Origin of the sequence: Sediminicola luteus (genome assembly GCF_002514735.1) — a bacterium.
In the GTDB taxonomy this organism is placed as follows: domain Bacteria; phylum Bacteroidota; class Bacteroidia; order Flavobacteriales; family Flavobacteriaceae; genus HQA918.
On the sequence record NZ_NBWU01000001.1, the window covers coordinates 972,064 to 998,097 of the forward strand.

Annotated in this window: 27 protein-coding genes; 11 read left to right on the forward strand and 16 right to left on the reverse strand. The window is 45.3% G+C overall.

Annotated features, from left to right (window positions below):
• Positions 1 to 40: 40 nt before the first annotated feature.
• The 3 genes from B7P33_RS10880 to B7P33_RS10890 form a co-directional block, all read right to left on the reverse strand.
• The gene (locus B7P33_RS10880; protein ID WP_097441989.1) at positions 41 to 706 is read right to left on the reverse strand and encodes an HD domain-containing protein; all 666 of its coding nucleotides are present in this window, start codon (positions 704 to 706) and stop codon (positions 41 to 43) included.
• A 3-nt stretch (positions 707 to 709) separates the two neighbouring features.
• Entirely contained in the window at positions 710 to 1,441 is a 732-nt protein-coding gene (locus tag B7P33_RS10885; protein ID WP_097441990.1) for a lysophospholipid acyltransferase family protein, read from the reverse strand.
• Between the two features lie 270 nt (positions 1,442 to 1,711).
• Positions 1,712 to 2,122: a BrxA/BrxB family bacilliredoxin gene (locus B7P33_RS10890; RefSeq protein ID WP_097442316.1), complete on the reverse strand. Its 411-nt coding sequence runs from the start codon at positions 2,120 to 2,122 to the stop codon at positions 1,712 to 1,714.
• Positions 2,123 to 2,739: 617 nt separating this feature from the next.
• Between B7P33_RS10890 and B7P33_RS10900 the strand changes: the two genes are divergently transcribed.
• The 6 genes from B7P33_RS10900 to B7P33_RS10925 all read left to right on the forward strand — a co-directional run bounded on the left by B7P33_RS10900 (position 2,740) and on the right by B7P33_RS10925 (position 8,502).
• Entirely contained in the window at positions 2,740 to 3,480 is a 741-nt protein-coding gene (locus tag B7P33_RS10900; RefSeq protein ID WP_097441992.1) for a tellurite resistance TerB family protein, read from the forward strand.
• Between the two features lie 450 nt (positions 3,481 to 3,930).
• Complete coding sequence (locus tag B7P33_RS10905) at positions 3,931 to 4,515, forward strand: HupE/UreJ family protein (RefSeq protein WP_097441993.1); 585 nt, start codon at positions 3,931 to 3,933, stop codon at positions 4,513 to 4,515.
• An 84-nt stretch (positions 4,516 to 4,599) separates the two neighbouring features.
• Positions 4,600 to 5,043, forward strand: coding sequence for a deoxycytidylate deaminase (locus B7P33_RS10910; RefSeq protein WP_097441994.1), 444 nt, complete (start codon positions 4,600 to 4,602; stop codon positions 5,041 to 5,043).
• 41 nt (positions 5,044 to 5,084) lie between these two features.
• The gene (locus B7P33_RS10915; RefSeq protein ID WP_097441995.1) at positions 5,085 to 6,689 is read left to right on the forward strand and encodes a S41 family peptidase; all 1,605 of its coding nucleotides are present in this window, start codon (positions 5,085 to 5,087) and stop codon (positions 6,687 to 6,689) included.
• A gap of 224 nt (positions 6,690 to 6,913) precedes the next feature.
• Positions 6,914 to 8,026 (forward strand): CNNM domain-containing protein, encoded by a 1,113-nt coding sequence (locus tag B7P33_RS10920; RefSeq protein WP_097441996.1) that lies wholly within the window; start codon positions 6,914 to 6,916, stop codon positions 8,024 to 8,026.
• Positions 8,023 to 8,502 carry a methylated-DNA--[protein]-cysteine S-methyltransferase gene (locus tag B7P33_RS10925; protein ID WP_097441997.1) on the forward strand — a complete coding sequence of 160 codons (480 nt, stop codon included), beginning with the start codon at positions 8,023 to 8,025 and terminating at the stop codon, positions 8,500 to 8,502. Before B7P33_RS10920 ends, B7P33_RS10925 begins: the two co-directional genes overlap by 4 nt.
• Positions 8,503 to 8,559: 57 nt before the next feature.
• Here the strand turns inward: B7P33_RS10925 and B7P33_RS19385 are convergent, their stop codons facing one another.
• Complete coding sequence (locus tag B7P33_RS19385) at positions 8,560 to 8,709, reverse strand: hypothetical protein (RefSeq protein ID WP_172435922.1); 150 nt, start codon at positions 8,707 to 8,709, stop codon at positions 8,560 to 8,562.
• A gap of 279 nt (positions 8,710 to 8,988) precedes the next feature.
• Here B7P33_RS19385 and B7P33_RS10930 point away from each other — a divergent pair, with 279 nt between their 5' ends.
• Positions 8,989 to 9,372 (forward strand): ORF6N domain-containing protein, encoded by a 384-nt coding sequence (locus tag B7P33_RS10930; protein ID WP_097441998.1) that lies wholly within the window; start codon positions 8,989 to 8,991, stop codon positions 9,370 to 9,372.
• 188 nt (positions 9,373 to 9,560) lie between these two features.
• The gene (locus B7P33_RS10935) at positions 9,561 to 10,274 is read left to right on the forward strand and encodes a 3'-5' exonuclease (protein ID WP_097441999.1); all 714 of its coding nucleotides are present in this window, start codon (positions 9,561 to 9,563) and stop codon (positions 10,272 to 10,274) included.
• 3 nt (positions 10,275 to 10,277) lie between these two features.
• Here the strand turns inward: B7P33_RS10935 and B7P33_RS10940 are convergent, their stop codons facing one another.
• On the reverse strand, positions 10,278 to 10,931 hold the full coding sequence (locus B7P33_RS10940; RefSeq protein ID WP_097442000.1) for a class I SAM-dependent methyltransferase: 654 nt from the start codon (positions 10,929 to 10,931) through the stop codon (positions 10,278 to 10,280).
• A 19-nt stretch (positions 10,932 to 10,950) separates the two neighbouring features.
• Entirely contained in the window at positions 10,951 to 11,904 is a 954-nt protein-coding gene (locus B7P33_RS10945) for an endonuclease/exonuclease/phosphatase family protein (protein ID WP_097442001.1), read from the reverse strand.
• A gap of 115 nt (positions 11,905 to 12,019) precedes the next feature.
• Here B7P33_RS10945 and hflX point away from each other — a divergent pair, with 115 nt between their 5' ends.
• Positions 12,020 to 13,228 carry a GTPase HflX gene (gene hflX, locus B7P33_RS10950; RefSeq protein ID WP_097442002.1) on the forward strand — a complete coding sequence of 403 codons (1,209 nt, stop codon included), beginning with the start codon at positions 12,020 to 12,022 and terminating at the stop codon, positions 13,226 to 13,228.
• Positions 13,229 to 13,538: 310 nt separating this feature from the next.
• Here the strand turns inward: hflX and B7P33_RS10955 are convergent, their stop codons facing one another.
• From B7P33_RS10955 to B7P33_RS10975, 5 genes are all read right to left on the reverse strand, one after another.
• A complete protein-coding gene (locus tag B7P33_RS10955; protein WP_097442003.1) occupies positions 13,539 to 14,399 on the reverse strand; it encodes a DUF3078 domain-containing protein in 861 nt (286 codons plus the stop codon).
• Positions 14,400 to 14,473: 74 nt separating this feature from the next.
• A complete protein-coding gene (locus tag B7P33_RS10960; protein ID WP_097442004.1) occupies positions 14,474 to 14,977 on the reverse strand; it encodes a DUF2480 family protein in 504 nt (167 codons plus the stop codon).
• Between the two features lie 50 nt (positions 14,978 to 15,027).
• Positions 15,028 to 18,123: a WD40/YVTN/BNR-like repeat-containing protein gene (locus B7P33_RS10965; RefSeq protein WP_097442005.1), complete on the reverse strand. Its 3,096-nt coding sequence runs from the start codon at positions 18,121 to 18,123 to the stop codon at positions 15,028 to 15,030.
• A 140-nt stretch (positions 18,124 to 18,263) separates the two neighbouring features.
• Positions 18,264 to 19,790 carry a hypothetical protein gene (locus B7P33_RS10970; RefSeq protein WP_097442006.1) on the reverse strand — a complete coding sequence of 509 codons (1,527 nt, stop codon included), beginning with the start codon at positions 19,788 to 19,790 and terminating at the stop codon, positions 18,264 to 18,266.
• A gap of 37 nt (positions 19,791 to 19,827) precedes the next feature.
• Positions 19,828 to 20,610: an enoyl-CoA hydratase/isomerase family protein gene (locus B7P33_RS10975; protein ID WP_097442007.1), complete on the reverse strand. Its 783-nt coding sequence runs from the start codon at positions 20,608 to 20,610 to the stop codon at positions 19,828 to 19,830.
• 120 nt (positions 20,611 to 20,730) lie between these two features.
• On the opposite strand from B7P33_RS10975, the gene B7P33_RS10980 reads away from it, so the two are divergent.
• Together B7P33_RS10980 and B7P33_RS10985 are read left to right on the forward strand one after the other, a co-directional pair.
• Entirely contained in the window at positions 20,731 to 20,949 is a 219-nt protein-coding gene (locus tag B7P33_RS10980) for a type II toxin-antitoxin system ParD family antitoxin (RefSeq protein WP_097442008.1), read from the forward strand.
• On the forward strand, positions 20,949 to 21,245 hold the full coding sequence (locus B7P33_RS10985) for a type II toxin-antitoxin system RelE/ParE family toxin (protein WP_097442009.1): 297 nt from the start codon (positions 20,949 to 20,951) through the stop codon (positions 21,243 to 21,245). The genes B7P33_RS10980 and B7P33_RS10985 overlap by 1 nt, the downstream gene beginning before the upstream one ends.
• Here B7P33_RS10985 and B7P33_RS10990 read toward each other — a convergent pair.
• From B7P33_RS10990 to B7P33_RS11010, 5 genes are all read right to left on the reverse strand, one after another.
• Complete coding sequence (locus tag B7P33_RS10990; RefSeq protein WP_097442010.1) at positions 21,242 to 22,651, reverse strand: sensor histidine kinase; 1,410 nt, start codon at positions 22,649 to 22,651, stop codon at positions 21,242 to 21,244. The two genes, B7P33_RS10985 and B7P33_RS10990, sit on opposite strands and share 4 nt — an antisense overlap.
• A gap of 82 nt (positions 22,652 to 22,733) precedes the next feature.
• The gene (locus tag B7P33_RS10995; protein WP_097442011.1) at positions 22,734 to 22,952 is read right to left on the reverse strand and encodes a putative signal transducing protein; all 219 of its coding nucleotides are present in this window, start codon (positions 22,950 to 22,952) and stop codon (positions 22,734 to 22,736) included.
• Between the two features lie 408 nt (positions 22,953 to 23,360).
• Positions 23,361 to 23,675, reverse strand: coding sequence for a YbjQ family protein (locus B7P33_RS11000; protein WP_097442012.1), 315 nt, complete (start codon positions 23,673 to 23,675; stop codon positions 23,361 to 23,363).
• 106 nt (positions 23,676 to 23,781) lie between these two features.
• Positions 23,782 to 24,498: an ABC transporter ATP-binding protein gene (locus B7P33_RS11005; RefSeq protein ID WP_097442013.1), complete on the reverse strand. Its 717-nt coding sequence runs from the start codon at positions 24,496 to 24,498 to the stop codon at positions 23,782 to 23,784.
• Between the two features lie 8 nt (positions 24,499 to 24,506).
• Entirely contained in the window at positions 24,507 to 25,979 is a 1,473-nt protein-coding gene (locus B7P33_RS11010) for a DUF5687 family protein (RefSeq protein ID WP_097442014.1), read from the reverse strand.
• Between the last annotated feature and the right edge of the window lie 55 nt (positions 25,980 to 26,034).

Below are 26,034 nucleotides of genomic sequence, written 5' to 3' on the forward strand. Positions count from 1 at the left end.
GCATAACTAAAGAAGTGAAAAGCGCTCCCCAAGGAGCGCTTTATTTTTTACCGTCCCATTCGGCATAAAACTGATCCAAGAAACCCTGCATATATTCATGTCGGGCCTGGGCCAATCGTTTTCCGCTTTCGGTATGCATACGATCTTTGAGCAGCAGTAATTTTTCGTAAAAATGGTTTATGGTAGGGGCGTTCGATTTTTTATAGGCCTCCTTGTCCATGTCTAGATTTGGGGCAATATCTGGGTCGTGCATGGGCCGGTTTTTAAAACCTCCGTAATTAAAGGCCCTACCGATGCCTATGGCCCCTATGGCATCTAAACGGTCGGCGTCGCGTACGATCTGTAGCTCCAAAGGGGTGTCTCCCTCGGTATAGCCCTTTGCCAGACTGTTTTTAAACGAAATATGTTCGATAATATAGACCACCTGGGCAATTTTGGCTTCGGCCACACCCTGACCTTCCAAAAAAGTCCGGGCCACCCTAGGGCCAACCGTTTCATCGCCTTGGTGGAATTTGGCATCGGCAATATCGTGTAAAAGGGCCCCTAGGGCCACTACTTCGGCATCAAAGCGCCCTGTCTCTTGGGCCGCTATCATTTGACTGTTGTTATAAACCCGCTGTATATGAAACCAGTCATGTCCGCCTTCGGCCCCGGCCAAGGTTTCCTTTACAAAGGCAATGGTTTTTTCTATGAGTTGACCAGCCATGGTTTATATCTTAATTTGGCTGTTAACCTGCTGCTCTACCTCAGCCAAAAAGGCATCGATATCATCGGTACGTTCTAAGGCCTTCTGGGCATGTACTTGCAGGCGAACCCCAATACCATAGGGGAATTTGCCATACTTAAGTACCTTCCAGGAATTGTTGATGGTCACCGGCACGATCAAGGCCGATGGCGAGGCTTTCAACAACATTTTTAAGCCTACGGTTTTCCAATCGCGGGGTTTCCCGGTTTTAGAACGGGTGCCTTCCGGAAAAATCACCACCGATCTACGGTGCTCTTCAATGTATTTGCCCATTTTTATCAATTGGGTAATGCTCTGCTTGCGGTCTTTACGATCGATCAACACCGAGCCACCATGTCTTAGGTTGAAAGATACCGAGGGAATACCCTTTCCCAACTCAATCTTACTGACGAATTTAGGGTGGTGTTTTCGCAAATACCACTGTAAAGGGGAAATATCGTACATACTCTGGTGGTTCGACACCAAGATCAAAGGACGGTCGGTGGGATAGGCCTCGGCCTGTGAAAAACTATGGGTATTGCCCAACAACAAGGAAGCCTGCATAAGACAGAAATTCATGGCATCTACCGCCTTTTTATGTCCGGCATACCCGAACACTTTGAGTCCGAGCCATTGAATGGGGTGGAAAATCACCAACAATAGCCCAAAGGCCAGTAAATAAATAGGGGTCAGTATAAATGAAATCAGTTTCGCCATAGTAGGGTGTTCTCTTTTAGGTTTGGCACCAATATATTTTCAGACTTTCTGAGATGAACTTCTTTAGATTTTTTGGGTTCAAGCGAAAACTGATTGTTTTGCGGCCAATTGAAAGCTTTTTTGAGTTTCATAGCAGCGCTACGAAAGGAAAAAAAGGTGATTAGTGGTCGTAAAACTGCATTTTTTTAGCGAATCTAAAAGGTCTAAAGGAGTTCAGTAACAAAAAAACCACCCTGTTGAGAGTGGTTTGTAGGTCGTATTCCTATGGGATCAGCAGAACTCGTTATAAGCCTCCATTAGGTTTTCGGCGATTACCTCGGCCGGTCTACCTTCAATATGGTGGCGCTCGATCATATGAACCAATTCCCCATCTTTGAACAAAGCCATACTTGGTGATGAAGGAGGAAAAGGCAGCATCATGCTACGGGCCTGATCAACGGCCTCAAAATCGACCCCGGCGAAAACCGTGGCCAAATGTGCTGGTTTTTTATCGTTCTGCAAACTTAGTTTAGCAGCAGGACGCGCATTGGCGGCGGCGCAACCACAAACCGAATTGACCACCATTAACAAGGTTCCTGGCTTTTTCAAGCTTTCGGTTACGGCATCGGCGGTAAACAATTCTTCGAAGCCGGCAGATGCCAAGTCTTCGCGCATAGGTTTTACTAATTCTGCTGGATACATATCAGTAGTTTTTAATTCGTTTGCAAAGATAATACATAGTAACCAAAGCAATCGAACCACAATGGTCATAAACAAAAAGACGGTTATTCATTTGTGGAGTCGTTTAGTTGAAAGATGCACTGCGTATCAATGTAAAAAACCATTTTCCATTCAGAATAACCTAGCATCAATCACAAGACCTACTTTCGTGCGAATTCGTGAAATTAGTGTCCGCCTGAGGCAATGTACCAATTAAGCAATGAAGCAATGAAGCAATTTGATAATTGGGTAATTTGAAGATTTGAAAATGGGGGCGGGAAGTACGATTTTGGAATTACGAAGTGGGAAGTTTTTGCGTCATAACCCTTTACCCCTAACTCTTTGTTGAATTGGCCAAGCAAAACCTCCGTAAAACTATCCCACTTTTCGTGCCAATTCGTGAAATTCGTGTCCGCCCGAAATTGACTATCGAATATTGTTGATAGATTATTGAGGAATCGTAGAATTATCATTATGATATACCCATAAAACCCAAACCAACGGTAGCTCATAAATCCGCACATAACTTCAAGGGCTAAACGTTTCCTTAGCGCCTCCTTTAGCGGGCAAACCCCTATATTTGGACAAAGTTTTAGACTATGTTCAAATGGGGGGCCGCGTTGTTCGGCTATTTCTTTTTTCGATTGCCCGGTGCCATTCTCGGTTTTTTGGTGGGTAGTTTTATCGATACCCTAGACCCCAAATCGGTGGGTCGTAATGCCGGCAACGTATTTAAAGATGCGACCCGGCCTAGGGTTTCACCGGCCGATTTTGAACTGAACCTTTTATCGCTCTGTTCCATTGTTATTAAGGCAGACGGACAAGTAAACCAACGGGAGTTGGATTATGTGCGCCAGTACTTTGTAAGTACCTATGGTAAAGAACGGGCCAATGCTACCTTCCGCACTTTTAACGAGGTGATTAAAAAAAGGGAAATCTCGGCCCAACGTATCTGCGCCTTTATGACCCAACATACGCGTTATGAAGTGCGCTTGCAATTGTTACATTTCCTTTTCGCCATTGCCCAATCCGACGGGGCCGCCTCTAAGGCCGAGGCCGATAAAATCGCAGAGATTGCGGGCTACCTGCGGGTCCACGACCGCGATTTTCAAAGTATCAGGGCCATGTTCGTAAAATCGGCCGACAATGCCTATACCATTCTCGAAATTGCCAAGACCGCTTCGGACGATGAAGTGAAAAAGGCGTATCGCAAAATGGCTAAAAAATACCATCCAGACCGGGTAGTAACCGATAACGAAGCCATTAAAAAAGGAGCCGAGGAAAAATTCCGAAAAGTACAGGAAGCCTACGAAACCATCCAAAAAGAACGGGGCATGTAGGTGATTGACTATTTTTTATAGCCTATTGATGATTGTTTTGTGTGGAATCCTTTAATTGACAAAAATATCTCCGTGAAACTCTGTGTCTTCTCTGCGAAACTCTGTGTAAAGATTTTTCTTGATTCAGAATAACCAGCTTCAAATACAAAAAGAACATTCGTGTGAATTCGTGAAATTCGTGTCCGCCTATGGCAATGTAGCAATTTGATAATGGGTTAATTTGAAGATTTGAAAATGGTAAAACCAGGTTTTATTGAATTGGCAAAGTAATACCTCCGTGAAACTCCGTGTCTTCTCTGTGAAACTCTGTGTAAAGTCCTTTCTTAATTCAAAGTAACCCATAAACACAAAGCATCTTATTGGGTTAAATCCATTTACATATCCAACTACCCCATCGATTCCCTATCTTAGCCCAGACCAAACCTATTCTTTTATAAAGATCACCTCCTCATGGAAAACTTTCGCTTTTATATCGAACTCGGCCTAGACCATGTGTTGGATCTTGGTGCCTATGACCATATTTTGTTCTTGGCCGCCTTGGCCATACCCTTTATGTTCCGCGACTGGAAAAAGGTGATTTTACTCGCCACCATGTTTACCCTTACCCATTGTGTGGCTTTGGGACTATCAGTATACGAAATCGTGGAGGTAGACGTAGCCCTGATTGAATTCTTAATCCCAGTTACCATTTTCCTTACTGCCTTTTTCAATATATTCATGGCCATAAAAGATCGCTTCGAAAGCGCCTTTAGCTGGCACCTATTGGCCACGGGCTTTTTCGGTTTCGTTCACGGTTTTGGGTTCTCGAACTATTTTAAAATGATGATGGCCGATCAAACCCATAAACTCATGCCACTCTTAGGCTTCGCCACAGGTATAGAATTATCTCAGGTAACCATCATTCTATTGGCCTTGTTATTGGGCTATGTGTGCCTTCAACTCCTTAAACTCCCTAGAAAACACTATGTCTTGGTGGCTTCCATAATCGTCTTGGTTATCGTGCTTCCCATGCTCAAGGACACCTATCCGGGGTAATTTTAGCGTAACATTAACGCATTCCGCCGGAAATACGATGGCTTGGCCCACTTATTATGATAACTTTGTGTGATAGCCTAAGTTATGATAAACGATAAGCAACGAAAATATGATAGGGCCTATCTACGGATGGCACGTGAATGGGGCAAACTTTCGTATTGCGAACGTAAACAGGTAGGGGCCATAATCGTAAAAGATCGTATGATCATTTCCGATGGGTATAACGGTACGCCTACCGGCTTTGAGAATATCTGCGAAGACGAAGCGGGCTACACCAAATGGTACGTGCTACATGCCGAGGCCAATGCCATATCTAAGGTAGCGGCCTCTACCCAATCTTGTGAAGGTGCTACCTTGTACATTACCCTATCGCCTTGTAAGGAGTGTAGTAAACTGATCCACCAATCGGGTATTAAACGGATCGTTTATGAACAGGCCTACAAAGACACCTCTGGACTCGAGTTCTTACAAAAGGCGGGGGTAAGTATTGAGCATTTGCCCTTAGAACCAGTCGAAATGCCCCGTTAGGCATCCCTGCCTAGCCGGCAGTCAAGAAAAAACGAAAACACATGATCAACAAAAAATATAGATTTCTTTGGCCCTTGGTTATCGGGGTTATCTTGGCCCTAGGTATTTTAATTGGGGGCAAACTCGATTTTTCCGACAATCCCGAGCGCTTGTTCTCGGCCAATTCCAATAAAGACAAGCTCAATCGGCTAATCGACTATATCGATCATGAATATGTAGACGAGGTAAATACCGATAGCATCGTAGATGTTACCGTGAACAACATTCTAGAAAAATTAGATCCCCATTCGGTCTATATCCCCAAGGAAAATATGGCGGAGGTAACCGAGAACATGAAGGGCGATTTTGTAGGCATTGGGGTTAGCTTTTATATGTATCGCGACACCATTACGGTAGTGCGTGCGGTAGAAGACGGCCCCAGCTATGGCAAGGGCATTTTACCCGGCGATCGGATCTTGATGGCCGGGGAAGATACCCTATACGGCCCCGAGGTAACCAACACCTCTGTAGTAGAACGTCTAAAAGGTTTGGAAGGCAGTAGGGTGCATTTGCTGATGTACCGTAAAAGTACCGATGAGACCTTTCCGCTGGTCATCCAACGCGGACGCGTACCCATTAAATCGGTAGATGCCCATTATATGCTGAACGACGAATTGGGCTATATCCGTGCCAACCGCTTTGCCGAAACTACTTTTGAGGAGTTTAAAGATGCCCTAGATGACCTATTGGATGAAGGCGCCAGCAAATTGGTACTGGACCTGCGTGATAACCCCGGTGGATATTTGGGTATAGCCGAAGAAATGGCCGATGAATTCTTGCCCGACGATAAACTCATCCTGTTTACCAAGAACAAAAAAGGGAAAATCGACAATACCTATGCCACCTCCAAAGGTGATTTTGAAGACAGACAAGTGTATGTACTGATCAACGAACGTTCTGCCTCGGCCAGTGAGATTATCGCTGGGGCCTTGCAAGATAATGACCTGGGTACCATAGTAGGTCGGCGTTCCTTTGGTAAAGGTTTGGTACAACGCGAAATGCAACTGGGCGACGGTTCTGCCGTACGCCTTACCATATCGCGGTACTACACCCCAACGGGTCGCTCCATTCAACGCGATTATAAAAATGGATCGCGAGATTACTACAAAGAGTTTACCCAACGTTTCCACAACGGGGAACTGACCTCGGTAGACAGTATAAAAGTGGCCGACAGCCTAAAGTTCACCACCCCAAAAGGCAAGGTGGTCTATGGCGGGGGCGGAATCATTCCCGATGTGTTCGTACCCATAGATTCTAAGGAAGAAACCATTAAAGCCCTTGAAAACCTGGTCTCCAGGTTCGCATTCGAACATTTGGAAGACGACCGCTTACGCTATAGCGATTATGACAAAAACAGCTTTGTAACCGATTTTAAGGTAGACGACATCCTATTCGAGAACTTTATCAGTTTTGCCCAACGTACCCCAAGGGTTCGCGAGCTGAATCTACAGTATTACGACCTAGAAACACAGATAAAACTGTATATCAAAGCCGCATTGGCCGAACAGTTGTACGACCCACATACCATGGCCAAGATCCAGAGCGGACAAGACGCCATGATACAAAAAGTATTGGAACTCGAGGCCGATTGGGAAGGGAAGCAGTAATTCTAGTTTGCCTTTTTACTAGTATCCCTTGTAAAAAACATAAATCGTAATATTTATTTCTTCCCGCTCCTATTCATGTCTCGCGGAATGGCGTGTAAAGGGTTCTACTTCCGTCATCATCATCCTTGCTGTGGAAATTTAATCCAAATTTACTAAGGGGGCCTCGAACTTACACCATTGGACATTCACACTGATTACCTATCTTAGCCGGAAAGAATTTTCCCATGGCCCTGCTACTTTTCTACGCCTTTGTTTCCATCTTCTTTTCGTTTTTGTGTTCCATACTAGAAGCGGTATTGCTCAGTATTTCGCCCACCTTCGTAAACGTAAAGAAAAAAGAGGGTAAGGCCTATGCCGTCACCTTGGAAGAATTGAAGAAAGATGTAGATCGACCCTTGATCGCCATACTTACCCTGAATACTATTGCCCATACCGTAGGTGCCATTTTGGTGGGGGTACAGGCCAAGGTAGCCTATGCCGAAATGTATGGTAGTCAAACCCGGACAATCTTCGGAATCACCTTTACCGAAGAATTAATGGTCGGGGTAGTTTCTACGATCATGACCATATTGATACTCGTAGCTTCCGAGATCATTCCTAAGACTATTGGGGCCACCTATTGGAAACAATTGGCCAATTTTACCGCCAAAGCCTTGACCATAATGGTGGCTATCTTAAAATATACCGGCATACTTTGGTTACTGCAACTCTTTACCAAAATGGTGGGTGGCAAAGAACACCACAAAAGTGTGTTGAGTCGTGAAGACTTTACCGCCATGACCGATATTGCTCATGAGGAAGGGGTTTTTGAGGAAAATGAAAGTAAGGTCATTAAAAATATGCTGGAACTGGAAACCGTACAGGTCAAAGATGTCATGACTCCCCGTACGGTGATGAAAATCGCACCGGAAGACCAAACGATACAAGACTTTTACGATGCCCAGAAAAAACTGCCTTTTAGCCGTATACCCATTCATGGCGACGATACCGACAATATCGTAGGCTTCGTTCTTAAAGACGATGTATTGGAAGAGCTGGTCAAACAGAACGGTTCGGCCACTTTGGGTAGCATTAAACGTAAGTTATTGGTTACGGCCCGCAACACCCCGGTGCCCAAACTTTTCGAGATTTTTATTGCCCAGCGCGACCATATCGCCTTGGTAGTAGACGAATATGGCTCGGTCAGTGGTTTGGTTACCATGGAAGACGTTATCGAAACCTTACTCGGATTGGAGATTGTAGACGAAAGTGATAACGTAGCCGATTTGCAACAAATGGCCCGTATGAGTTGGGAAAAGAGGGCGAAACGCCTCGGCCTTATCGACACCGAAGAATGACCGAACAAGCCTATATACAAACCCCTTTGGGAGTAGCCCTTTTGGAAGGCGATACCGACGGTCTGCAAAAAGTGAGCGTTCTAGATGATGCGAATGTGGCCATAGATTCGGTTATACCCGAGATCTTGGAAGATGCCGCATATCAGTTGGGTGAATATTTCGAAGGGAAACGCGACCGATTCGATCTAAAACTAAACCCACAAGGTTCCGAATTCCAACAAAAGGTATGGAACGCCCTGCTCGAAATACCCTACGGCAAACGTATTACCTATATGGATCTGGCCAAACGCTTGGGCGATCCCAAAGCGATCCGGGCCGTGGGCGTGGCCAATGGAAAAAATCCGTTATGGATCATCGTGCCCTGCCATAGGGTCGTAGGTGCCAAAGGCGAACTTACCGGTTATGCCGGTGGACTACACCGTAAAGCTTGGTTGTTGGAGCACGAAAGCCCGAATAAGCAACAAAGTTTGTTTTAACTCTAGTCGGGAAGTATTCGTAATTCGAGCAAAATAACCCCGAAGCCTGGCTAACTTTTATAGCTCCTTTAATACCTCTCCACAATCAGAACAGATCTGTATCCGTACATCGCGTTCGGCATTGTATAGGGTATAGGCAGCAGTATGCGGACAAAAATGTAAGGTTAGGCGTCCGTTGGAATCCAACTTGGATTTGGTCAATTTCATTCTTCTCGGTTCTGGGCAACAAAATAATGGTAAGGCCTAGTCTGCCCCAATATTTCCGATGGTTAGATGAAAATACCGACCAGCGGCCATGGCTACGGAAAAACCTTACGTGACTAATCGATGAACGGCACAACGACCTTATCCAAAATGCTTTTCTACAGCTGGCTATGCTGTGCAAATTTGCCAAATACGATATACATCCAAAAAACCTACCATACACCCTTAACACCAAGTGTTAGCTGCTGTAAATCTGTATTTTACGGTATAGCACTAATCCAAATGGAACAAATAACACATATTCCAAACGAAGCCATTGTCCAAAAAATATATGTGATCCGGGGTCAAAAAGTAATGCTCGACAGCCATTTGGCACAACTTTATGGTGTTAGCACCAAACGATTGAAGGAACAGGTAAGGCGTAACCTCCATCGTTTTCCAGAAAGTTTTATGTTCGAATTATCAAGTTCGGAGTATACGGCTTTAAGGTCGCATTTTGCAACCTTAAAGCGCGGAAGGCATTCCAAATACTTACCTTATGTTTTTATCGAACATGGTATTTTAATGCTTTCCAGTGTTTTAAAAAGCGAACAGGCCATAGCCATGAGTATCCAAATCATTGAAACCTTTGTGCAACTCCGGAAATTGGCCCAGAACTATGAATAATTAATGCATAAGATCCAACAAATGGAATCGAGGAATACGGCCAAGTTCAATGACATCTATAGGGTTCTAAAAAACCTGACCCAAGAATCCCTTCCAAAAAAGCGAACCCGGATCGGTTACAAAAAATAATTCCATTTTCAATTGGCCCATAAAACCTTAAATTGAAGGATGCAAAACCCATATGCGACATGCTCCAAAAAATAAACCTTGAAAACCTCTTGTTCCTAGATATAGAAACGGTACCCCAATTTGCCACTTATGACGAACTGTCCGAAGAGGTACAAGATCTATGGGAACATAAAACACGCTACCAACGGAAAGACGAGTTTAGTGGGGAAGAGTTTTATGATCGGGCCGGAATCTGGGCCGAATTCGGAAAGATCGTTTGTATCTCGGTGGGGTATTTCCATGCCCAAGGCAGTGCATATCAGTTTCGGGTAACCTCCTTTTTCGGGGATGAGGAAACCCTGCTCAAAGAATTTAAAAACCTTTTGGAAAGCCATTTTTCAAAGCCCTACCACCTTTTGGCCGCCCATAATGGTAAGGAATTCGATTTTCCGTACATCGCTAGGCGCATGATTATCAATGGTATTGCCCTACCCCATAAACTGAACCTCTTTGGTAAAAAGCCTTGGGAGGTTCCCTACATCGATACCATGGAGCTATGGAAATTCGGGGACTATAAACATTATACCTCCCTTAAGCTAATGACCCAAGTTTTAGGCGTACCCTCGCCTAAAGAAGATATAGACGGTAGTATGGTACGCGATGTGTTTTACAAAGAAAACGACCTGGACCGTATCGTTCGTTATTGCGAATTGGATGTTGTGGCCACCGCCCAAGTATACCTCAGGCTACGTGGTGATGTATTGCTAGAAGAAGATCAAATCTTAAGGGTGTAAGGCCTAATTCGCTTTTGTTTTCTTAAAAATAGTGAGGTGTATCGCCTCCCCCATTTCGGCTTTTGCCCTAGGATCGTGGTATATTTCGCTAAGCCCATAGGCTTCAAATGCTTTTCTATAGCTGGGGTTTAACAACCAAGGTGGCCCTTTTTCAAAACTTCTTTCCTCTTTCCGTATTTCTGTAATTAAAAGTAGTTTGCCGCTATCGGAAACAAAATCCGAAAGGTTTTGGATCAAGGTGTTTTCATATTTGGGAGGTAAAGCCTGAATAGTGAAAATCTCCAATACCAAATCGAATTTCCCGTGCCATTCCGGAACACCCGCCAAAAGATCGGCCTGTACAAAGTCAACCTGGGATTCAGGAAAGCGTTTTTTACATAAGGCAATGGCACTGTCGGATACATCGAATGCGGTAACCGTATAGCCTTTGGCTTCTAAGGCTAGGGCATCGTCTCCCAAACCGCAACCTACCACCAGGGCGGTTTTACCCGAACCACTTTCGGCCTGTTCCAACCAAGCCTTAAAGAGCGGGTGTGGGGCCATATTTGCCCAGGGCACTCCGGCGCCTGCTTCTTTGGTGCCGGCATATAAGGTTTCGAACCAATCGGTGGGTTTATCTTCTTGTACCCCTAAATGCTTTCTGGTGCTTTCGTCCATAGGTTATATCAAACTTTATTTACGGATTCCATTTTAGGGAAATATAAACGGGAAAATGATCGCTATACCCACCCAGGTACTTTCGGCCTCTATAGGTTCTAAACGGACTCCCTTTGGCCCTGCCCTTCCATTCGGTAAGGAAGCGTTCATCGAAAATATCGGCATGGGCAAAACTATGGGTGCCGGGTACATGGTCAAAAAACGAGTGGGAGATGATGATCTGGTCGAACAGGCTCCATTCCCCTTTGTAATTGGCACTTCCCCTATGGGGCATCAATAGTTTTTTCATGGGGTTGTACAGGGCCGGATACTCCATTAGTGCGTTTACCGAATCGGCATGGGGTCCCGCATTAAAATCACCCATGATCACCAGATTCGGATTGGCTTCCGTTTGACCTAATTCTTCCAATTTTCGTTTTAGGGTCTTGGCGGCTTCCAGTCGTTTGGGGGCCGTTTCTTCATCACCCTCACGGCGCGATGGCCAATGGTTTACAAAGACATGTATGGGTTCGCCGTTCAAATGGCCCTTAACATACAATATATCGCGGGTATAATCGCGCTCGCCATCTTCTTCATAAATCAATAAGGGCAATACTTCGGTCTGTTTGATCTTAAAAAACTTTTTGTGGTAGAGTAGCGCCGTATCGATTCCCCTTTCGTCCGGAGATTCGAAATGTACATAGCCCAAATCTTGGTTACGCAGTCCGCCTGTGTGCAGCAGATCCTTTAACACCCTTATGTTCTCTACCTCAGCCAACCCTAAAAGCACCGGAATGCCGAAGCCTTTGTCATCACCAATCTGGCCAATGGCCTTGGCCAGTTTCTTCAACTTCCGGGCATAGCGTTTTTCTGTCCAGTTTTTTCGTCCCCTTGGGGTAAAATCGTCGTCCAAGACCTGGGGGTCGTTATGGGTATCGAATAGATTCTCCAGATTGTAGAACCCAATGGTGTAGCGTTTGTATTTTGCTTGCATAATTAGCGTAATTCCTACAAATATACGCTTCCTGGATTTTGATATGCCAGATCATGGCGATACGGTTTAGCTCCATTTCAGCCACAATACGTAATTTTGCGGTTCACAACGGAATATGTTAGAAAAAAAGACCAATACCTACGAAAAAACGGTTTTGATTGGCGTGTTGAACCAACACCAAGATCTGGCCAAGGTTACCGAATATTTAGACGAGCTCGAATTCCTAACCTATACAGCTGGGGGCGAAGTAGTGGCCCGTTTTACCCAAAAGATGGATGTACCCAACCCCAAAACCATGATCGGCAGTGGTAAAATGCAGGAAGTTGAGGCCTTTGTAGAAGAACACGAAATAGGCTCGGTTATCTTCGACGACGAACTGACCCCGGCCCAACAGCGTAATATTGAAAAACAATTACGATGTAAGATCATTGATCGTACCAGCCTAATCCTCGATATTTTTGCCCAAAGGGCGCAGACCAGTTATGCCCGCACCCAAGTAGAATTGGCACAATACCAATACTTATTGCCCCGACTGACCGGACTATGGACACACTTAGAGCGACAAAAGGGGGGTATAGGTATGCGTGGACCCGGGGAAACGGAGATTGAGACCGATAGACGTATCGTACGCGATCGCATCTCGCTATTGAAAAAGAAACTGCAAAAGATAGACCGCCAAATGGAGACCCAACGTAGTAACCGCGGGGCCTTGGTACGGGTGGCCCTGGTAGGGTATACCAACGTAGGTAAATCGACCTTGATGAACGTGATCAGCAAATCGGAGGTTTTTGCCGAAAACAAACTGTTCGCCACCCTCGATACTACCGTGCGAAAAGTGGTCATCGGAAACCTACCCTTCTTGTTAAGTGATACAGTAGGTTTTATACGAAAGTTACCTACCCAATTGGTAGAGAGTTTTAAAAGTACCTTGGACGAGGTACGTGAGGCCGACCTATTATTGCATGTGGTGGATATAAGTCACCCTAATTTTGAAGACCATATTGAATCGGTGAACAAGATATTGGGTGAGATTGACTGTACCTCCAAACCTACCCTAATGGTCTTTAATAAAATTGACCAATACCAGGCCGAAACCTTAGACGAGGAGGAGACCGAAAGGACAAGCAAACATTTTACCATTGCCGATTGGGAACAGACCTGGATGCAAAGGGTAGATGGCAATGCCCTCTTTATCTCGGCATTGAATCGCGATAACCTAGAGGACTTTAGAAAAAGGGTGTATGCCGCCGTGCGTGAGATCCATGTGACCCGTTTTCCTTACAACAACTTCTTGTATCCTGAGAATTTAGACGAATACATGTAAGTGTTTTATGACGTTTATCGGTTTTTACTAACGCTTAATTGGACACGCCACAGAATCGCCATAGTTGACAACAAACTTTACCAAAAAGGGCTAAAGCGCTGCTATATTTGCCTTGTATTTAAGTGATAGTGTTTTCCCCAAATTATACCATCACTAAATCGCCGCCGAATGCTTTGTTCCCCAAATTGAGTATAGGCACCTACAGCGCTTTAAAAACGTGGAGTAAAAACCACAAATCTTACAAACCTACTTAACTAAGAAACCCCTCTTTACGGAGGGGTTTTTCTTTAGGATAGATTTTTGAAAGGCCTTAGAAAGTGGCATTTACACCCAAACCGAAAACCTGACGCGTCTGTAGCTCGGTAACGGCATTGTCGTCGTAAATGGCCTGGAACTCAAAGTTGGCAGATAGGTATTTGTTTATCGTCATTACGATATTACCGGTATAATCGATATCTACGTTCTGTGGGTCTTCCAAATAGTTGCTGTATAAGTTCAAAATGTTCTCGAAACTTACGTTTTTCATGATTTCGAACTTGGCATAGGCTCCTATAGAGGCACCGAACTCGAAACGGGTGGTCTTACCTTGCTCAACCCCAAACGAATCACCATCTACCGTAAACTCATCGTGTACCACGATCAGTTTGGAGGTAGCTGGAGCGAAGTTCACTTTTAGGTTATCGCTCTTTTTCCATAACATACCCGGACCGATCTGGAAAAAGGCAGGAGAGAAAAAGTGGGAGGTGCGTACATCTACCCCATTTTCATCTTCTACGTAACCCACATCCATTTGGGTCTTAAAATTGAAAAAGGCGGAATAGAACCAATTACCGCTTGCATTTTTACCCAACACCGAATTGTATTCAATCCTATCGTTGGTTTTTTCCGCGTCGTTCCCTTTAATCTTGGTACGCCCATAGGTGAACAACAATTTGTTGTCCCAAGTAATATCGTCCTTCAAATAGTTGAAGTCGTAGTTCAAATCTAAATTACCGGATAAACTGGAGGTACCCCCTGCTTGCCAAGAGTCGCTAAAAGAAGACTGATTGAACAATAGGGTGGCTTTTCCGGTCTTCGTCCAACCTTGTTTGGGTTCTTCTTTTTCGTCATCGCTTTGGGCAAATCCAACAAAAGTCGCCAATAAGGCAAACAGACAAAATGTGTGTTTCATGATTAGGAATTTTGGGCAAATGTAAGCAATGTTACTAAAAGGACACTGGCTTTTCCTATCCTTAAATTACCGACTTACTTACGTTTAAACAGAGGAACGGCCGAACAAGCCTCGCCATACATTACCGAACGGGCCAATGGCTGTATCTTGTCCATGGCCATGATGTAGGCATTCAAGGGTACGGGTTTATTACTACAACCTTTTAAAATGACTGGTTTGTCTTTTAGGTATTCGTAATCCAACTGGTCGAGAACTTCTTGATACAATTGGGTCTCCAAATTTTCTGCCGTGCCGAAAACCACCCGTTTGGCCAAGGGTTGTAGGTGCGATGCCACCAAAACAAAGGCCCATTGGGGCACGATGGCCTCCACCGAACACGACACACTTACAAAAGCATCTTGATACTGCGACCAGTCGTGTTCCTTTAAATGCCCGCGGAATTCCTTTTCGCGAAGCACCATATGTTGGAACAACCATTCCTTAATATCGATATGCATGCGAATCCCTTGGGGATAATGCTCCTCCAAATCAAAGGTGACCAAGGCCGATTGGGACACGCGGTTTACGATTTCATCCATAACTTTTAGGCATAAAATACCCTACAAAGTTAACCCATTTCAAATCGAGATCAAAAATCGGTCTTGACCCCGGCGACGGCTTTTTCCAATTCAGTCAACTGCTTTTGGGCCAAACTAAAATTGTCGCGCTGGGTTTGGGTAATCTGGGTACTCTCCCATTGGTTATCCAACACCCGATCTAATCGATTATAGATGCCGGGTAGGTAATACTGAAAACGCTTCCTTTTGGTCTCATTGCCATACAACTGGTATCTCAACTCTAACAATTGCTTTCTGCTATGATCCAATCCGGCCAGTTGGGTAGCTTTTCCGGCAGCCAAAAAGGCTTCTTTCTTAGACTTTAAGGTTTTTAAAAGGTCATCGATCGTATCGCCCAAGGCCTCGGCTTGCATACTGCTTTGGGCGACCTGGGTATAAAACCCGAAGCGGTTCGGGGCTGGTTTTTCCTCGGAAATTTCCAAATCGTTCACCTGAAAACTTTGGCTATTGCCCAGCTTTTGGTAATGGCCCGCATACAAGCTCACCAATTGGGCGGTATAGGTCCCAGGTGCTACGAATGACAGCTCTCTTTTGTATTCTCCATCGCTTGACCTGATTTGGGTATGAAGATCCCATACGACTTCCTGAAAGCCTTGGCCCGAAACCGGAATCAATGCGCGGGTAACCCCTTGGGCATCGCTAATGCTTACAAAGCGTTTGGGGCCTTGTTCAAAATCTTCGGCTTTCAATTCCTCGGCAGAGGGATAACGGGAGCTATCGGCTTTTCTTTTTTGGGAAAGACTTGCTATGGAACTTTGCACATATACCCGGATCTTGGCCCCATATTCCGGATTATCAGCACTATAGAAATCGTCGCCCATATTGCCCTTTCTACCATAACCGATATCGCCCTTTTCAAAAAACTGCCAGGTATTCTTGATGGGGAAAATGCGATCAGCCTTGGGGTTATCCAGCTCTCGAAGTGCGCTATAATCGTCCAAGACATACATACCACGCCCAAAAGAGGCCGCAATTAAATCGTGCTCGCCTTTATGGATTTCAAGATCACGGAAGGCAATGGTGGGCAAACCGCCCCTCATCTGGGTCCATTGGGCACCTCCATTAACACTGGCATAGAGCCCGAATTCTGTGGCCGCGAACAAAAGATCAGGGTCGCTATGGTCTTCTACTATGCTCCAGCCGGTATGACCGGGCTGTATGCCCGAATTTATGCTACGCCAACTTTTACCCCCATCGATCGATTTTACAAAATAGGGTTTATAATCGCCTTCTTTATGGTTGTTGAATACCGCATAGATGGTTTTTGGGTCGTGGTTGGAGGTGAACACATCGGCCACATAGGCCTTTTGGGGTACGCCTTTTATTTGATCTACCTGCCTCCATTGGGCACCATCGTTTTCAGTAATCTGAATGAGTCCGTCGTCGGTACCGGCCACGATCAGTCCTTCTTGTATGGGCGATTCCGATAAGGCCACTATGGTGCCGTATGGAGAGGTAAATACATTTTTATAGACGGCTTCGGGCGGCCAAAGCTTGCCCATTACCTTACGTTCGTTCCTGTTTTCGTTCCGACTCAAATCCCCACTTATGGGTTGCCAGCTATCGCCGCGGTCGTCACTTTTAAAAATACGTTGGGCGGCGTAATACAAGCGTTTCGAATTATGCGGACTTAACACTAAGGGAGAGTCCCAATGCCAGCGTAGCGCATCGTCGGTGGCGGCCGGTTGGGGCTGAATATCTATACGTTGGCCCGTACGTTTATCAAATCGTACGATCCCGGCATATTGGTATTGACCATATACGATATTGGGGTCATCGGGATCTACCCTAGCCTGAAAGCCATCGCCGCCGATTACCATTTTCCAGTCGGCATTGGTAATGCCATGTCGGGTAATATTGCGTACTGCGGCATAGTGGGTACAGTTGTCTTGGGTACCCCCATACACATTGTAAAAAGGTTTGGCATTATCTATACCTACCCTATAAAACTGCATAATAGGCAGGTTACTATGGTATTTCCAAGTACCGCCTCGATCCCAGCTTTCATAAATACCGCCATCGCCCCCGATCATCATATAATTGGGGTCTTGGGGGTCGAATTCCATTTCGTGGTTATCGCCATGACGGTATCTACTGTTCAGGCGCTCGAAACTATCCCCGCCATTGGTGGTATAGTGCACCATAACATCCATAGCGTATACATGATCGAAACGGTGGGGGTCGCAAAAAATCTCGCCATAATATTGGGGATCTACCACGCTGTAATCGTTTTTCTTTACCCAGCTACCCCCTGCGTTTTCGGATCGATAAAAACCACCGCTCTGCGGGTCTTTTCCAGAAATTAAGGCGTACACCACCTCGGAACGTTGGGGAGATATGGCCAAGGCGATCCTACCCAAATCCCCTCCGGGCAAGCCGTTGGAAAGGGTGTTCCAAGTAGCACCGGCATCGGTCGATTTGTAGATGCGGGCCTCAGGACCACCAGCAATCAAAATACCCACATGCCTCCTGCGTTGGTACGAGGCCGCATACAACACATCTGGATTATTCGGGTCTTGTACCACATCAGTGATCCCGGTATGCTCGCTTACTTGTAAGACTGCATTCCAAGTTTTTCCACCATCGGTGGTTTTATACAGTCCGCGGTCGCCACCTGCTTTCCAAAGCGGCCCTTGCGAAGCTACATAGACCGTATCGCTATCGCGCGGATCGATTAATATCTTACCTATATGTTCCGATTGGGTAAGGCCCATATGTTGCCAATGTTGCCCGCCGTCGGTACTTTTATAAACACCGTCGCCCCAAGAGGCAGAGCGCTGGCTCTGGTTCTCCCCAGTGCCCAACCAAATGGTTTGTGGGTTTTTGGGATCTACGGTAATGCATCCGGTAGAAAAAGAACCATAATGCTCAAAGATGGGTTGCCAAGTGGTACCGTTATTCTCAGTCTTCCAAACGTTACCCGATGCCACAGCCACATACCAGGTACTGGGGTCTGTGGGGTCTTTGGCAATATCGGAGATGCGACCCGTCATAAATCCAGGGCCCATATTCCGGAATCCGATCTGGGAAATGACTTCGTTGGCCATTTGGGCGTTTAGACCCAAGGCCATAACTAGGGTTAAGCTAAGTAGCAGGAGTTTTTTCATCGTCAAAAGCGTAATAGGGTAACCTATCAAACTTAACGATTAGGACTATTTTGTCCAATTCTTAGCCCTTTTTCTAGAAAATCAAGTTAACATAGTACCTCCTCGGGGTAATTTTGGGTAAAACCCTTGGCTGGGTAATTTTACAAGGCCACTTGAACCAATTGTTTTTTACTGCCCCGTTTGGCGTAAAAAAACAGTCCGTCCGTGGTTTTTAAGGGTTTTGATACCATAAGTGGAATACGGGCCTCTTTATCATTAATCAATTTCCGGTATTCCATTTTCCCTTGTGCATCCAAATTGATGGAGAACAGGTTCGGATTGCGACTATAACCTTGTTTGAATTGAATGCGATCGTTCGAAAGTTTTTGCGGATTCTCACCCGAATTGATAAAGAAATACAGACGACCGTCTTTGGCAAAAGTACTGTAGGAAGCATAGGCGCCATCGCCCTGGGTTACCTCCGTCTTGTTAATGTTCCTGGCCCAGGCCATATGGCCCGAAGCATCTATTTTGGCACAGACGATATCGTTATAATGGAAACGCTCAATCTTTACCCGACCCCCGGCAGAATTGGCCTCTGTGGTCTCGGTTACGAAAAACTCCTCGGCGCTGAATAACAATCCGCCATCGGGACTTAGGGCTACTTCCTTAAAAACCAAATTTTTGATCTCGGCCTCATCGGTACGGCCGAATTTATCGAGCATAAACTGCTCCGAAAAGGCATTGTATCTGGTCTTCTTGATGGAAAGATCCTGTGGGTCCAACTCAAAATACACTAACCCATTAAAACGTTTATCCTTACGGTCGGCATAGAATCCGACGGTCTTTAACGCGCTGCCATCCAATACAGGCTTTAAGGATTCCGGATATTTACCCGCTTCCGAAAAAGATTGAAAATGGGTCTTATCACCAGCTACCCGGACCAATTCATATTGAAAGCGTCTTTCTTTGACATCGAAACGTTTTTTACGGAAAAAGGCCTTCCCCATAAGATAACATACCCCATCTTTTTGGGCCAAATATTCGAAAGCGTAATCCTTGGCTTCGGCGGGAATCTTGAAATCGTGTTCCATAATCGGACTCAAATCGGCATTGAAACCGTAAAGCATTTGTCCGCGTTCCTTACCCTTTTTAAACCGGATATCGATTGCAAAGGCCTGTTTGGAATCGTCAAAAAGTACCTGGGTATTAAAACTACCGTTCGATTTCCCCTTAATGCGTTGGGCCCTTAGCGGGTCTTCGACAGGTTTGGAAGGGAAACTGAGTAATTTTTTAGGTTTAAACCCAAAATGGTCTACCGAGCTGGAGTGTACTATATACTCATAGGCCAAACGCGATTCGTTATAGGTGAGCTCCAAGATGTGGAGTTGCCCTTGGGCCACCCAGGCATCGATCATATACTTACTGGGCTTTTTGAAATTGTAATCGCTCAGCAATTGCATTTGCTTGTCGTACACTTCAATAAATACCCCTTTGGGCTGCAATGGAAGTCCGCCAAAATACTTGCGCACCATAAATATTTTGCCGTTCTGGGTCTGGGCAGATGCCAATAAGGTGGAGTATTTGTAACGGTCGTTAAAACGCTCGCCTATCTCATAGCTAGGCGCTTGAGCGTTTACAAAAAGTACGAATAGCAATAGTAGACCTGATACGGCAGAGGTTTTCATGGGAATGGCGGTTTAAAGAACCTCCCGGATATCCCCCTTATTCCCCCGGAAAATCGGCTTTGCGCTTTTCAAGAAAAGCAGTGGTGCCTTCCTTAAAATCGGCGGTGCCAAAACACTGTCCGAAAGCGGAAATCTCGGTCTGATACCCATCGGTTCCATCTTTAAAACCAGCATTTACTGCTTTTATTGCATGGGTAATGGCCACGGGGGAATTCTGGGCGATTTTTGCCGCCAATTTCTCGGCCAAAGGCACCAAATTCTCTTGGGCCACCACTTCGTTTACCAAACCATAGGCCAAGGCTTTTTCAGAAGGAATCATTCCGGCGGTCATGATCAATTCCATGGCCCTTCCCTTTCCAATGAGTTGGGGTAAACGTTGGGTGCCACCGTATCCGGGAATTACGCCTAAACTTACTTCGGGCAATCCCATTCGGGCATTGTCGGAGGCCAAACGGAAATGACAGGCCATGGCCAGTTCCAGGCCACCTCCCAAGGCAAAACCGTTTACCGCGGCAATGACCGGGGTACCTAGGTTTTCGACCAAATCGAAGAGCTTTTCTTGGCCTTCGGCAGCCAAACGTTGGCCCTCGGCCTCCCCGAAATGGGCAAACTCTGAAATGTCGGCCCCGGCCACAAAAGCCTTTTCACCACTACCGGTTATAATAATGGTCCGTACATCGGGATCGGCATTCAAATGACCAAAAGCATCGCTTAACTCGGCAATGGTAGCCTTGTTCAAAGCATTTAGTTTTTTAGGCCGATCGATAATGATCACCGCCCATTGCTCTTTATATTCGATACCGATGTTTTCGTAAGTCATGATTCCGTGTATTTTGATTTCAAATTTCGGGTTTTTTGGATGGATTAAGAAGCTTCCTGTTATGTCTATTTTTGCTAAATATGGACAAAATACATATCTTTTAACTTAAAACTCATCGAGATGAATATCAGTTTTACCAAAAAACAGGAAGACTACATCCTTGACCAAGTGGCTTCAGGCGATTATCAAAACAATAGTGAGGTCGTTAGGGATGCCCTGAGATTACACAAACTATACCGGGACAAGGTTTTGGAAGATTTAAAAAAAGCCATAGAAGAAGGGTGGGATGGCCCTGATAGTAAAATGACTATGGCAGAAATCATTGCTTCCAAAATGTGATGGATAATTACATTTTATCTATAGCTGCTGAAAGGGATATCGATGCTATATTTTCATATTCTGAAAGCCAATTCGGAACAAAACAAGCCATTACTTATCTCAAAGGACTTCAAGGAACTTTTGAAAAACTTTCGGAACAACCGACCCTTGGCCAGAAACGCGATGAAGTAAAAGAAGGACTGTATAGCTATTCATTTAAATCGCATATCGTCTTTTTCAGGATGCTCCCCCAATTTATACGCATTGTTCGGGTTCTCCATTATCGACGTGATTTACCAAAACTTGATTTTGACTAACTCCCCTTCGGCAAAATCACCGTAAACACCGTGCCCTTGCCCGGTTGTGAGGTAAAATCGATTTGGCCTTGGTAACTATCTACAATGTTCTTGACCATGCCCAGTCCCAGTCCCATGCCACTGGTTTTGGTAGTGAATTTGGGCTCGAAGACTTTTTCGCGGTTGTCGTCTTCAATACCGATACCGTTATCGGCCACTTGGATCTTAACGCTTTCGGCCTCTTCGTTTACCGATACCAAAATATAGGGATCGCTGACCTCAGGTACGGCCTGTAGGGCATTTTTGACCAAATTGGTCACCACCCGGATCAATTGGGTACGATCCATATGGGCCCAAATACTATCGGAGCCGGCCCGGAAATGGATGCAATCCTCGGTAAAGATGTCGAGGGCACGTTTTACAACCTCCACCACATCCAGGCTTTCGTTCTTTTGTACGGGCATATGGGCAAAATTGCTAAAGGCAGAGGCAATATTGCTCATGGTATCTATCTGTTGGATCAGGGATTCGGAAAAGTCGGCCATTTTCTCGGCCATTTTGGGATCGTCGGGGTCAAATTTGCGCTGAAAACTCTGTACCGTAAGCCGCATGGGTGTCAGCGGGTTTTTAATCTCGTGGGCTACTTGTTTGGCCATTTCGCGCCAGGCCTGCTCCCGTTCGCTACGGGCCAGTTTTACAGCACTTTCTTCCAACTCATCGATCATACCGTTATAGGCCGCTACCAAAGAAGCGATCTCGCCCGAAGGCCTATCGAGGTAGATCTTTTGGTTGCGTTGGGCCAAGTTGGTACGGTTCAACAGATCGGAAATGGTTTTTAAGGATCGGGTAATGTACTTGGAAATAAAATAGGCCAGGGCAATGGCCAAGGCGAACATAAGTATATACACTAAGGATAAGCGGCCCAGAAATTCCTTTAGTTCTTTATTCGTAAAGGAATTATCTTCATAATAGGGCAAATTCAAAATGGCGATAGGCTTAAAACGGGTGTCAGTGATATACCGATACGCTGCCTGATAGTTATCGCCCGCCGCCACCAGTTTCTCTACATAGCGCTCATCTTTGGCCAGTTTTAATCCGTCTAGAATCTGTGCATCCAATTGTTGTGCGATGGAGTCGTTCTCTAAACGCGGACTACTACTGATCAACAGATGCCCCTTTAGGTCGTACATATTGAAGGATACATTCAATACATCGGAAATACGATAGATCTCTTCGCGAAAAATATGGGGCACATTATCGGTACGCACTTCATAACTAGTGGCCCGAATCACATTATCTATACTTTGCTTTATCTGGAGTTCTTTACGCTCTAATTTGGCCCGGTGGTAGTCTTTGGCCTGTTCGCGATACTGGTAAATGGTTACGGCGAAAATAAGTACCGAGGCTATCAGTACCAAGAGGATCATACCGAAAAATATTCGGGAACGGAGCGACAGGTTTTTGATCACGTTTTTGACTTCAAAGGATTTTTTCCAAGGGCATCAAAAATTATTCCAAGGCCAATTTTTCGAGCAGGTCACTGGCCTTTTCATATTCGGCATGGGTCAGAAATACCTCTTGACCGGGCGCAGTTTGTCCGAAACCCGCCAAACGGGCCGACTCGTTGCGATCTTTGATCACGGGAACGATATCCAATTCCGTTAAGGCTGCCTTGATTTTGTTTACGTTAACGATGCTTCCGGTGTATATACGTCTGTAATCGGACATGGGCGGGCGGTTTTAGTATGAACAAGGTACTGATAATTGTTGAAAAGGTCGGTTTTAGAGTTCAGAATTCAGAATTAATGGATTCAAGTGGATGGCCGATAATAAAACACATGTACACCCAATAGGGCTAACCCTCACCCCCCGCCCTCTCCTCCCGCCATTCCGCGGGACAGGCGCCAGAGAGGGAGCCAGAAGTAAATCCAATTCCTATATATTTTCGTTTATTTTACCCCATACCTTCTAATGCTAGTTTAGGGTGAAACCGAAAGAATTTAATTACTTCTGTTTTCGAAGTCTTCTTCTTTTTTTAATCTCATCCTTCTAAAGATAAGATAGATAAGACCACCGATTAACGCTGCCCAGACGAGCACATGTATTCCTAAGAAAAACCATGAAATACCATCCATACTATTCTAGTTTAACCGCTGTGCCGTAGGCTAAAATTTCAGAGCAACCCTGCATCACCATTGAAGTCGTTAGCCGTATGTTTACTACGGCATCGGCTCCTAAACGTTCTGCATCCCTGACCATGCGTTGTAGGGCTTGTTCCCTGGCATCGGCTTGGAGTTTGGTGTATTCCTCTATTTCACCCCCCACAATATTCTTTAGGCCGGCAAAAATATCCCTGCCTATATTTCGGGCCCTTACGGTACTTCCTCTTGCAATGCCTAGCACTTCAGAAATGTTTTTACCTGGTATCTTATCGGTCGTTGATGTTATCATAGTTTATCATTTTAAAGGTTAAAAACATTGGTTTAGCCACCACTTGAGGTAGTTGTAGAATATCCGAACGTTTGCCGTAAGGGGTTCAACCTAAGGTAAAAACACCCTACTCCTCTTCCCTACTGACTACCTTGCCAAAGAAGCTTTCCAATTCGGCCAGGGTTTCCTTTGAGGTGGCGATATCGCGCACGACCTCTCCTTTTTCGAGTACTACGATACGTTCGCAAACTTCGGTAACATGGGCCAGGTCGTGACTCGAGACCAATACGGTAACGTCTTCTTTGGCGGCCAATTCACGGATAATGCCTTTTAGTCGGATCTGGGTAGTGGGATCTAGGTTGGCAAAAGGCTCATCGAGAATCACCACTTCGGGGTTTCCGATAAAACTGGCCACGATACCTACTTTTTTCTGGTTTCCTTTCGATAGGTCGCGCAGATATTTCTTCTGTCCCAAAATCTCGCCATGGAAAAAATCCTCAAATCCGGCCAAGAGGGCATCTACATCGGATTTGGAGGTTTGTCTTAACTCCCCAATAAAATAGAAATACTCTTCGGGGGTAAGATAGCCGATCAAAAAGCTCTCATCTACAAAGGCCGAGGTAAAGGGTTTCCAGTCTTCCGAAGTATTGATTTGTACTTCTTTATTGCTAATATGCCCGGTAGAAGGCGAGATCAAATCCAACAACAGACTAAAAAAGGTGGTTTTTCCGGCACCGTTGTTCCCGACCAGACCAAAACTTTGTCCGCGCGGAATTTCTAGGGCGGGTATATTCAGTACCGTATTGGTACCATAGGTTTTCGAAATAGAATCTACTTGGATCATAGTGGTGGTTATTTTTGTTTATAAGCCAACAAAGTGGCGTATTTTTCGCGTTTATAAATACGTTCAATCATTCTAAAGACCATGCCTTTAAAGGCAAAGCCGGCCAGGCCTAATAGACCTACCAAAACATAGCCCAACCAAGGGCCTACCGTATAGTGACCCGCGGCATAGACCAGCATGGGTAATAGTATTTTGGGCAGGGTTAGCAACAGAGTCTTTACATTAAAGGCCTGCGAATCGCCAAAGGCTTTTTTATTGGTGGTAAGGTCTATCGGGGTTTTAATATAGGCCCCGCCCCATAGTACCAGGTAGGCGTTAACCCCAATATTGAAAATACCGCCTACGAAAACCGCCGCATAGGCCTCCCAGCCAAAATACAGATAGGGAAGCGCCAAAAGCATACTAATAGAAGTGGCGATAATAACCAAATACCATTTTGAGTCGAGATAATCTTTATAGGTAATGTTCTGGCTCATCATCAGCGGGTAATAAGACGAATCCCAACTGGGTACAAACTGGCCAAAAGTGAACAAAAAGCCGCCCGAGACAAAAATACCGGCGAAAATCTTCCACATGGGATTTTCATAGGCTTCAATGGCCCCGGTAAAGAACAGGAGGCCATAGAGCAAAAAGAACCCACTCATGATTACGGCCGTTTTGGATCGCTTGTTACGCTTGATCAAGCGGATATCGTTCTTTAAAAAAGTCCCCAAATGTCCGAAGCGATCCAACCAGCCCATTTCCTCGGTCTTGGCATCTACCGATTTTGCGGCCAATCCGCCGTCGAGGTACATTAACGAACGGTAACTTTTAAAAGCCCCGAAATACAAGGCCCCCAATAACAAGAATGGGAGTATTACCAAATACGGACTCTTATAAAAGGCATGGAAAACCGGACCGGTGTACAGGGTAAAATCCCACCAGTCGTAATATTGGCAAAGCCCTAAAAAGGCCACAACCGAAACCACGATGTAAAACACCACGTTTTTGTTGTTTAGCAGTATATTGATATAGTTATTGCAAAAAATAAGGGCGGTTATGGCAAAATGCCACCCGAGCATGCCCCAAAGGTTCTCGCCATTGATCAGGGCGGTTACCGTAAAGGGTATCAGCAAAAAGGCATGGCCCCAGTTAAAGAAGGAAGCCGCGGTCTCGCCCATGGCAAAGTGCACGATCTTATCTTTTTTAACCGGTTGGTACAAAAAGGGTTTGATGTTGAGCACCGGTAACTTTTGCATCATATAGCGAATGATCAGATCCAGAATCAGGTAATAGATCATAAATCGGGATACGGTTTCCAAAGGCTCAAAGCGCTCCGACTTGTCGAGCCCAACATAGGCCACGGCACCCATGACTACGAAAATGACGGCAAAATAGAGGAATCCGAAGCCCATTAAAATCTTCATGACCAGTTTGGTGGCAAAAGAAGCCGAACGGATCATGGATAGCCATTGCAGGCGGATAAAGTGTTTGATTTTCATACGGTCGGTTTACAAGGTTTCGGCTGTGGTACCGAAAAGTTTTCGATGGTATAGG